Origin of the sequence: Synechococcus sp. EJ6-Ellesmere, assembly GCF_024345875.1 — a bacterium.
Classification (GTDB): domain Bacteria; phylum Cyanobacteriota; class Cyanobacteriia; order PCC-6307; family Cyanobiaceae; genus Regnicoccus_A; species Regnicoccus_A antarcticus.
In genome coordinates this window covers 1-8,510 of the sequence record NZ_JAGQBY010000136.1, presented here as the reverse complement: position 1 = coordinate 8,510, position 8,510 = coordinate 1, and the positions used below count along the sequence as shown (strand labels likewise).

Here is an 8,510-nt window from a genome sequence, read left to right as displayed (position 1 = left end):
TGGGCCTTTACCGACGAAAGCTGGAACGATTGGCCAGTCACCGCATAGACGTGGCCATAGCCTGCACAAGTCCAGCTCAGACGCCCGTTACGGCGAGATATGGAGTCGGCCGTTTTTCAGGAGTCCCTGCTTACCGCCATTGAAGAATTGGCCTCACCTGCCATGGTGAACACGATCAGGGGGGCCAGCCTTCTGACGGATTCAAGCAGGCTTGTCCTCGGCAGCTTCGGGGAAGCTCCGACAACGGGAATCAAGCCCAGCCAAGCTGCAGGGAAAGCGTCTTCCTCCTGGATACCATTCTCCACACGTTATGATGCAGTTTGGAGCCCTCAGGAGCTCGGTGGCGGTGATCTTCGCCTCGTGATCCGCCATGTCGCCAGTGGCCTGCAAGCAGGCCTGATTCGCTATGTGGGGAAGATCCTGTTGATCGTTCTTGGGATTGCGTTGTTCCTCACCTTCGCGACCATGTTCATTCTTGATCGGCTGGTGATCTCGAGGGTGCTGGCCCTGCGTGAGCAACGCACCCTGGCGGGCCGCGCATTCCTCGAAGACAGTTCGATTGATCCGGCAAAAATCCTGATGCCGGTGAGGGGCAATGACGAGCTGACTGACGTGGAGTCAGCCTTCAATCAGTCGTTTTTACGCACGTATCAGGAAATGAATCGCAGAATGCAGGCAGAAATTCTGGCCAAAGATGAACAACAAAGGGCCGAGAAACTCCTGCTGAACATTCTGCCTGAACTAATCGCTGCCGAGATGAAAAATGGAAGCGACCTGATCGCTCAGATTCATGACGATGTCAGCGTTCTCTTTGCTGATATCGTCGGATTCACGGAGCTTTCGCGATTACTTCCCTGCCATGACCTTGTCTCACGCCTCAACGACGTGGTCAGCGCCTTCGACGATCTGTGAGCGATCGCCATGGTCTCGAAAAGATCAAGACCATCGGCGATCATTACATGGTTGCCAGTGGGCTGCTCAGATCGCTCCCTCACCACGCTGAAGCCATCGCCGACATGGCGCTGGAGAGGCTGGCCATCATCCCGCGTTTCAGCCTGGCTGGGGCAGCGCCGTTGGCCTCAGGATCTCACCCATGACTGCAGAGCCGACCAGGAAAAGAGCACAGGCGACGACTCCGGCTCAGGGCCGTTGCGGGGCATGATTCAACCCTTCAGAACATGAAGATTCCCTGCGTTGATTAAATGCTTGTGAAGAAATACGCGGAAACGCTCACTCATCTTACAGTGTTGCCGGCAGCAAGAGTGGCGAAATCGTAGCAAGCACTTGTGGGCAAACAATTGCCAGCAAGTACGCGACTGATGGCACGAATGGCGCTCCTTGGCTTGCCCTTTCTTCTCCCTTGTCCCCCGCAACGTTTCTCATGGCACTGGTCCAGGCGCCCGCCTTAGGCATTGATCGCTTCGCGAATGATCGCAACAGGGAAAGCTGGTCAAACGGCTCCGAGCAGGACACCAAGCAGATCATTCGGGCCGTTTATCAGCAGGTGCTCGGTCAGCAGTATGTGATGGCCAGTGAGCGTCTCAATGGGGCTGAGTCCCTGTTCCGCAACGGCGCTCTGAACGTGCGGGAACTGGTGCGGACTGTGGCCAAGAGTGGCCTCTATCGATCCAGATTCTTCGAGAACTGCAATCCCTATCGCTTCATTGAACTGAACCACAAGCATCTGCTGGGGCGGGCACCTCAGAACAAGGCGGAGATGCTGCATCACTTCACGATCCTGCAGGACCAGGGTTACGACGCGGAGATCGATTCCTACATCGACAGCGACGAATACCAGGAACGCTTCGGTCTTGACACTGTGCCCTACCTGCACGGCTGGGATTACTCCAAGGGCCATGAGGGACGTCAGTTCTCCTGGCTGATGCTGCTTGCCCGCGGAGCCGCGGCTTCCGTGAAGGGAGACACCAGCGGCACCCAGTTCCGCCTGGGCAAGGCCCTGCACCAGGACAAGGCGATGCCGGTACGTGGCGCCGGTGGCCGGGTGGTGATCGTCTCGACCGAAGGACCGTTCAAGGCGCTGGTGAGCACCCAGTCGGGGATTTCCTCCGAGTTCTCCCCTGAGGCACCCCTGCGGTCCCCCTCCCAGGAGCACCGGGTCGAAGCCCTGCGGGTGTCAGCCGGTGAGAGCAGCAGCGGCAGTGGCCGTTTGGTCACCATCTCCGCCACGGGCCTGGCCAACAACGACTACGTACGCAGTGGCGCCTACGTGATCCGCGTTCCCTTCAGCCGCATGAACGAGGCCCTGCAACGGGTCAACCGTCTCGGTGGGCGGGTCACGAACGTGGTGGTGAGCTGAGGGTTGCCACAGGGTTCCCCTGGCCATCAATCTTCAGAAAGATGGAAATCCTGGGGAGCCCCCCGTTCTGCCATCCGATAGTTTGGGAAGTGGCCAAGGGTTAGGGCGAGATCCCTGAGCCAAGTGCTCGCACCGTTTCACTGTCGTGTTGCCTGTAGTACAAGAACGTCCATGGCTGTAAGGATCGATCGCGAAACCTTCCTCAAGCGGGCGATGGAACGGTTTGGCCACCACTACAGCTACGAGGAGATCGAGTACCGCAGTTATCGATCTCCAGTGAAGATCCGCTGCCTGGATCATCCCGTTCGCCTGATCGTGATCACGCCTGAGCGTCACCTGCAGACCACTGGTGGCTGCAAATACTGCCTGCGCCGCTATCGCCAGCAGGCCATTGAAGCTTCAGTGAAGGTGGCTGCTGTCGAGATGACCCAGCAGCCAGGGTCCTCTCAACTATCAGCTCAGCACGAGGTGTCGGCTGCGCCCACCGGCGCCTGGTAGTCAAACGCGCCAGATGGATGGGCGTGGGATCGAAGCACAGGAGAATGCCGCAGATGTTCCGCGGCGCTGCCATGACCGGCAACCTCCAGGCCATTGGCTTCATGATCAGCTGGGTGCTGGGTTGGGGGATCGGTGGCTCCCTGATCGATGCCGGTTTCATCCAGGCCGGGGTGTACTCGATCGAGACGAACCAGCTGGGCACCCTGGCCACCTTCACGGTCTGGACGCTGCTCTGGGGCGGGCTGGGCTTTCGCCTTTACCAGCGCTTCACAAGTTCAGCCCAGGACAGCTGAGCGCCAGGCGCCGGGTCACGCTCAGCACTCAGAGCTCCAGCTCAGCCAGGGAGAGCAGACAGCGCACCTCCTGGGGGTAATGCTCCCGCCCAAGGCCGTCGGGGAGCAGCACATGCACCAAGGCTCCTGCGGCCAGGGCCGCCTGGGCCCCGGCAAGGGAATCCTCGAAGGCCCAGCAGGCACTCGCGACCACCCCCAGCCGCCGGGCCGCCAGCAGAAAGATGTCAGGGGCAGGCTTGCCTTCCGTCAGCTCGGGATCATCACCGCAGACGATCAGCTCGATCTGCTCCAGCCAGGGATGGGGAGCGCACTTGATCCCCACGGAGTCGCGGCTGCTGCTGGTGGCCAGGGCCATCGGAATCGCCAGGTCCTGGCAGCGACGCAGCAGCTCGGGAGCCCCGGGCATCGCCCGAGCCCCGGGCAGAAGCTCCCGGGCGATCGGTTGCTGCACCGCCAGCAACCGATCGCTGCTGGGGGGCTGACGGCCCGTCGCTTCGATCCAGGCAATCACGCTGCTGGCGTTGTCCAGGCGCCGGCGCCCCCGCAGCTCCAGCAGCTGCTGATCACTGAGCTCGAGGCCAAACTCCAGGGCCGCCTGCCGCCAGGCCTGACCGTGCAGAGGCTCGGTGTCGAGCAGCAGACCATCGAGGTCGAACAGACAGGCCGCGGGGCTGTTCATCGACGCATCCTCTCAGTCCACAATGACCTGGTGTCGCCCCCGACCCGATGAGCCAGGTCACGATCGAATCGGTGCTGCAGGAAGAGCGGGTGTTCGAGCCGCCGGCGGAGCTGGCGGCCGGGGCACGCATCGGCAGCATGGCCGCCTACCGGGAGCTGGTGGCGCGCGTTGAGGCCGACCCCGACGCCTTCTGGGGCGAGCAGGCCCGGGAGCAACTGCACTGGTTCGAGCCCTTCCACACGGTGCTCGACTGGAGCAACCCGCCCTTCGCCCGCTGGTTCGAGGGGGGGACCACCAACCTCGCCTACAACTGCCTCGATCGTCACCTGGATGGCCCCAGGGCCGAGAAGACAGCCCTGATCTGGGAAGGGGAACCCGGGGACAGCCGCCGCTTCAGCTACCGCGAGCTGCATGCTGAGGTCTGCAAGGCCGCCAACGCCCTCAAGGCGCTCGGCATCCGCAAGGGTGACCTGGTGGCCCTGTACATGCCGATGGTGCCGGAGGCGACCATTGCCATGCTGGCCTGCGAGCGGATCGGCGCGCCCCACTCGGTGGTGTTCGGCGGCTTCTCCGCCGAGGCCCTGCGCGACCGGCTGATCGATGGCGGCGTCAAGGCCGTGATCACCGCTGATGGCGGCTTCCGCAAGGACAAGGCCGTAGCACTCAAACCCGCGGTGGATCAGGCCCTGGCCGATGGCGCCTGCCCCACTGTGGAGCACGTGCTGGTGGTGCGCCGCACCGAGCAGCCCACGGCGATGGAGGAGGGCCGCGACCGCTGGTGGCATGAGCTGGTGGACGGCCAGAGCGCCGACTGCCCAGCGGAGCCGATGGCCAGCGAAGACCGCCTGTTCGTGCTCTACACCTCAGGTTCCACCGGCAAACCGAAGGGGGTGGTGCACACCACAGCGGGCTACAACCTCTGGGTCCACCTCACCTTCCAGTGGATCTTCGACCTCCGTGAAGACGACATCCACTGGTGCACCGCCGACGTGGGCTGGATCACCGGCCACAGCTACATCGTCTACGGCCCGCTCTCCAATGGCGCCACCACGGTGATGTACGAGGGGGCCCCACGGCCCTCCAAACCCGGAGCGTTCTGGGAGGTGATCGAGAAGCACAAGGTGACCCTCTTCTACACCGCCCCCACGGCGATCCGGGCCTTCATGAAGAGCGGCCGCGAGGTGCCGGATCACTACGACATGAGCACCCTGAGGATCCTCGGCACAGTCGGGGAGCCGATCAACCCCGAGGCCTGGATGTGGTACCGGGAGGTGATCGGCCATGACCGCTGCCCGATCATCGACACCTGGTGGCAGACCGAGACGGGCGGGGTGATGATCAGCCCCCTGCCCGGGGCCACCCCCACCAAACCAGGATCCGCCACCCTGCCGCTGCCCGGCATCGCCGCCGATGTTGTCGACAGTGAAGGCAGAAGCGTAGGCGTGGATGAAGGCGGTTACCTGGCGGTGCGACGACCCTGGCCGGGGATGATGCGCAACGTGCACGGCGACCCCGAGCGCTTCCGCAAGAGCTACTGGGAGCACATCACCGGCGCCGACGGCCGGCCCCTCTATTTCGCCGGTGATGGTGCCCGCCGCGACGCCGACGGTTACTACTGGGTGATGGGCCGGGTCGACGACGTGATCAGCGTCTCCGGCCACCGGCTGGGCTCGATGGAGATCGAGTCGGCCCTGGTGAGCCATCCGGCCGTGGCCGAAGCCGCCGTGGTGGGCCGCCCCGACGACCTCAAGGGTGAGGGCATCGTGGCCTTCGTGACCCTTCAAGTGGGCCTCAGCGGTGACGAAGCCCTTGGCGCCGAACTGCGCCGGCACGTGGGCACCGAGATCGGTCCGATCGCCCGCCCCGACGAGATCCGCTTCAGCGGCGCCCTTCCCAAGACCCGCAGCGGCAAGATCATGCGCCGCATCCTGCGGGCCCTGGCGGCCGGTGAGGAGGTGAGCGGTGACACCAGCACCCTGGAGGACCGCTCGGTGCTCGATGCGCTGCGGGTCTGATCGTGCCCGTTCGATCTGTCTGGCTCAGCCAGGCACCGACGGCATCACCAGCAGCACAATCAACCAGATGGCGCCGATGATGGGCACCAGCGTGATGAAGATCCAGGTCCAGGCCTTGCCTGCGTCGCGCAACCGACGCACGCAGAGGGGAATGCCCGGCACGATGGCGGCAATGGAATAGAGGGTCTGCAGTGTGCTCAATTGGCTGACCAGTTGGGCCGCCAGCCCAAGCAGGAGGGCAACGATGAAGTTGGCCAGAAAGTACCACCAGTAGTCGCCACGGGTGGATCGGCCGCTGTAATCGAAGGCGCGTTTCCAGCCAGAAATGTAGGCATCAAGCATGATCAAGCTGTCCTGGTTTGGTATCCAATCGCACAAACAGTGTCGGAGCCTGCTGGTGCTGTCAATCAATCGGTTGCAACCGTAGTGGTCCTACCCCCGCTCGGCCTGGCCCCCGTCCTGCCGCCACCAGCTGTCAATCGTGGCAGCCAGGCGATCAATCTGGCGCTGGCGCAGGGGGTCATCGGCCCAGGTCCCCAGCAGGTTCTGACGCAGGCCGGCGCTGGCGGGAGTGAGGTGGTCGCCGCCCAGCTGCAGCAGAGAGCTGCCGTCACCGGGGCGCTGCTGGAGCACCTCCAGCAGCGGGGGGCTCTGGTCGAGGGGATCGCTGCCGAAGCGGATCAGCAGGTTGCGGGGCACGCCGTAGAGCTGGCTCACCAGTCGCAGGGTTTCCTGCGGCGACGGGCTGAATTCGGTGCGCACCCCCAGCCGGGGGGCCAGATCAGCGAGGAGGGGGATCGAACGGTCGGCGGAGAAGTTGTTGAAGCTCATCGCCACCAGGGCGCTGCTGCCGCGGCCCCCGTCCGGCGCCAGCAGGTGCAGCTTGCAGCCAAGGCTGTGACCGAGGCGCAGCACCGGCAGCGCCGGTGTTCCCGCCGATGTTCCTTGCCGCGCCCCCCGAAAGGCCCGCCAGGCCTCGGTGGCCTGGGCCTGATGGTCGAACCCCGGCACGTAACTCCAGGCCCGCAGGCTGAGCCCGCGCCGGCAGAGAGCCTCCAGCAGACGCCGGTAGCTGATCTGGGGGGTGGCCGCCAGGTAACTGCCACCGATGAACTCGATCACGCCCGTCGAAACGGGCGGCTCCAGACACCAGAGACTCCCCTGCTGACGCCAGCGACTCACCGCGCTCAGGCCTGGGGAACCAGCCGCTTGAGGGCGGCCAGGGCCTCACGGGCATGGGCCGGCCCATCCAGCAGGTTGTTGAACACGTGGCGCACCACCCCCTCGCCATCGATCACGTAGGTGACGCGGCCCGGCAGCAGGTTGAGCAGGGCGCCGGGCACCCCGAAGGCCTGACGCAGGCTGTTGCCCTGATCCACCAGCAGGGGATAGGGGAGTTGATGCCGTTGGGAGAAGCGCTCATGGCTGGCACCGTCATCGCCGCTCACGCCCCAGACCTCGGCGCCGAGGGCCTGCAGCTCAGCGTGATTGTCGCGGAAGGCGCAGGCCTCCATGGTGCAGCCGGGGGTGTCGTCCTTGGGATAGAAGAAGAGCACCAGGGGGCGCCCTGCGAGCTGATCGCTGCGGCGCTCCGTGCCGTTCTGATCCTTCAGGACGATCAGGGGAGCCCTGTCACCGACCTGGATGGCCTTGCCCACGGGTGCATCAAAAACTATTGAAGTCACCTTAGGCAGCGTGGAGGCCGCAGCGAACCCGGCTGCATGGCTTGCAGACCCACCATCCCCATCAGCTCCCTGGAGCTGGGATCATGGAACGCAACCACGCTGGGGGGAGCCGGCCCATGGCAGCACCGTCGGGATCCCCTCAGCCCCTGGATCCAGCAGGCCAGCAGGCCAACCGCTGGCAGCAGACCAGCCTGCTCAGCCTCGTGCCCGATGCGGCTGAACCAAGACCGGCCGAACCGATCCGAACTGAGCCGGCGGCCGCCTCCCCCACCGCTGTTCAGACGCCGCCGGCCAAGGCCACGAGCTCCGGGCTGACCTGTCCCCAGCGGCTGCTGATCCTCGACACCGAGACCACCGGCCTGGACCCGGAGCGCGACCACTGCATTGAAGTGGGAGCGGTGCTGTTTCATGTCTCAAGCCGCGCCGTGCTGAGCCAGTTGTCGCTGCTGTTGCCTTGCCAGAGCAACGCGGCCGAGGCCATCAACGGCATCGATGCCGCCGTGAGCCGACTGGAGCAGCCCTGGCAGGCAGGGTTGATCTATTTCCAGGAGCTGGTGGCCAGCGCCGATGTGATCGTGGCCCACAACGCCGCCTTCGATCGCGCCTGGTTCGGCCGGGGGCCTCTGCCGGCGATCGACAAGCCCTGGCTGTGCAGCATGGATGACCTGCGCTGGCCGAGCGAGCGCCGGCTGAAGGCCACCCCTTCGGTGCGGGATCTGGCCCTCGCCTATGGCATCCCGGTCTGGGCCGCCCACCGGGCCCTCACGGATTGCATCTACCTGGCCCAGGTCTTCGAGCGCTGCGAAGACCTGAACTCTCTGTTGCTGGCTGGGCTTGAGCCACGGCGTCTCTACCGGGCCGAGCTGCCCTACGACCAGCGCCATCGGGCACGGGAAGCGGGATTCCGCTGGAACGATCCGGTGGCCAAGGCCTGGAGCCGGCGCCTGAGCGAGCGGGAGGCGCGCGAGCTCGATTTTTCCGTCAGGCCGGTGGAGCCGGATGCAGCCGGCCGCCACGCCGCCT

Annotated in this window: 11 protein-coding genes; 7 read left to right on the top strand and 4 right to left on the bottom strand. The window is 64.8% G+C overall.

Annotated elements, in window-relative coordinates; genetic code table 11:
* The first annotated feature begins 162 nt into the window (after positions 1-162).
* The 5 genes from KBY78_RS13630 to KBY78_RS13615 all read left to right on the top strand — a co-directional run bounded on the left by KBY78_RS13630 (position 163) and on the right by KBY78_RS13615 (position 3,108).
* The gene (locus KBY78_RS13630) at positions 163-912 is read left to right on the top strand and encodes an adenylate/guanylate cyclase domain-containing protein (protein ID WP_255144037.1); all 750 of its coding nucleotides are present in this window, start codon (positions 163-165) and stop codon (positions 910-912) included.
* Positions 909-1,097, top strand: coding sequence for an adenylate/guanylate cyclase domain-containing protein (locus tag KBY78_RS16400; RefSeq protein ID WP_399215910.1), 189 nt, complete (start codon positions 909-911; stop codon positions 1,095-1,097). Before KBY78_RS13630 ends, KBY78_RS16400 begins: the two co-directional genes overlap by 4 nt.
* Positions 1,098-1,381: 284 nt before the next feature.
* Positions 1,382-2,317: a phycobilisome rod-core linker polypeptide gene (locus KBY78_RS13625; RefSeq protein ID WP_255144036.1), complete on the top strand. Its 936-nt coding sequence runs from the start codon at positions 1,382-1,384 to the stop codon at positions 2,315-2,317.
* A gap of 171 nt (positions 2,318-2,488) precedes the next feature.
* Positions 2,489-2,815: a hypothetical protein gene (locus KBY78_RS13620; protein ID WP_255144035.1), complete on the top strand. Its 327-nt coding sequence runs from the start codon at positions 2,489-2,491 to the stop codon at positions 2,813-2,815.
* Between the two features lie 71 nt (positions 2,816-2,886).
* A complete protein-coding gene (locus tag KBY78_RS13615; RefSeq protein WP_037980169.1) occupies positions 2,887-3,108 on the top strand; it encodes a hypothetical protein in 222 nt (73 codons plus the stop codon).
* 28 nt (positions 3,109-3,136) lie between these two features.
* Here the strand turns inward: KBY78_RS13615 and KBY78_RS13610 are convergent, their stop codons facing one another.
* Positions 3,137-3,787, bottom strand: coding sequence for an HAD family phosphatase (locus KBY78_RS13610; RefSeq protein WP_255144034.1), 651 nt, complete (start codon positions 3,785-3,787; stop codon positions 3,137-3,139).
* Between the two features lie 47 nt (positions 3,788-3,834).
* Here KBY78_RS13610 and acs point away from each other — a divergent pair, with 47 nt between their 5' ends.
* Positions 3,835-5,802 carry an acetate--CoA ligase gene (acs, locus tag KBY78_RS13605; RefSeq protein ID WP_255144033.1) on the top strand — a complete coding sequence of 656 codons (1,968 nt, stop codon included), beginning with the start codon at positions 3,835-3,837 and terminating at the stop codon, positions 5,800-5,802.
* Positions 5,803-5,826: 24 nt separating this feature from the next.
* On the opposite strand, the gene KBY78_RS13600 is transcribed toward acs, so the two are convergent.
* From KBY78_RS13600 to KBY78_RS13590, 3 genes are read right to left on the bottom strand one after another with little or no spacing between them, the layout of a single operon-like run.
* A complete protein-coding gene (locus tag KBY78_RS13600; RefSeq protein ID WP_255144032.1) occupies positions 5,827-6,213 on the bottom strand; it encodes a DUF805 domain-containing protein in 387 nt (128 codons plus the stop codon).
* 21 nt (positions 6,214-6,234) lie between these two features.
* Positions 6,235-6,984: a DUF1350 family protein gene (locus tag KBY78_RS13595; protein ID WP_255144031.1), complete on the bottom strand. Its 750-nt coding sequence runs from the start codon at positions 6,982-6,984 to the stop codon at positions 6,235-6,237.
* Between the two features lie 5 nt (positions 6,985-6,989).
* A complete protein-coding gene (locus KBY78_RS13590; protein ID WP_255144030.1) occupies positions 6,990-7,460 on the bottom strand; it encodes a peroxiredoxin in 471 nt (156 codons plus the stop codon).
* Between the two features lie 143 nt (positions 7,461-7,603).
* On the opposite strand from KBY78_RS13590, the gene KBY78_RS13585 reads away from it, so the two are divergent.
* Positions 7,604-8,510, top strand: a 907-nt coding sequence (locus KBY78_RS13585) for a 3'-5' exonuclease (protein WP_255144029.1), incomplete at its 3' end; no start/stop codon positions are given.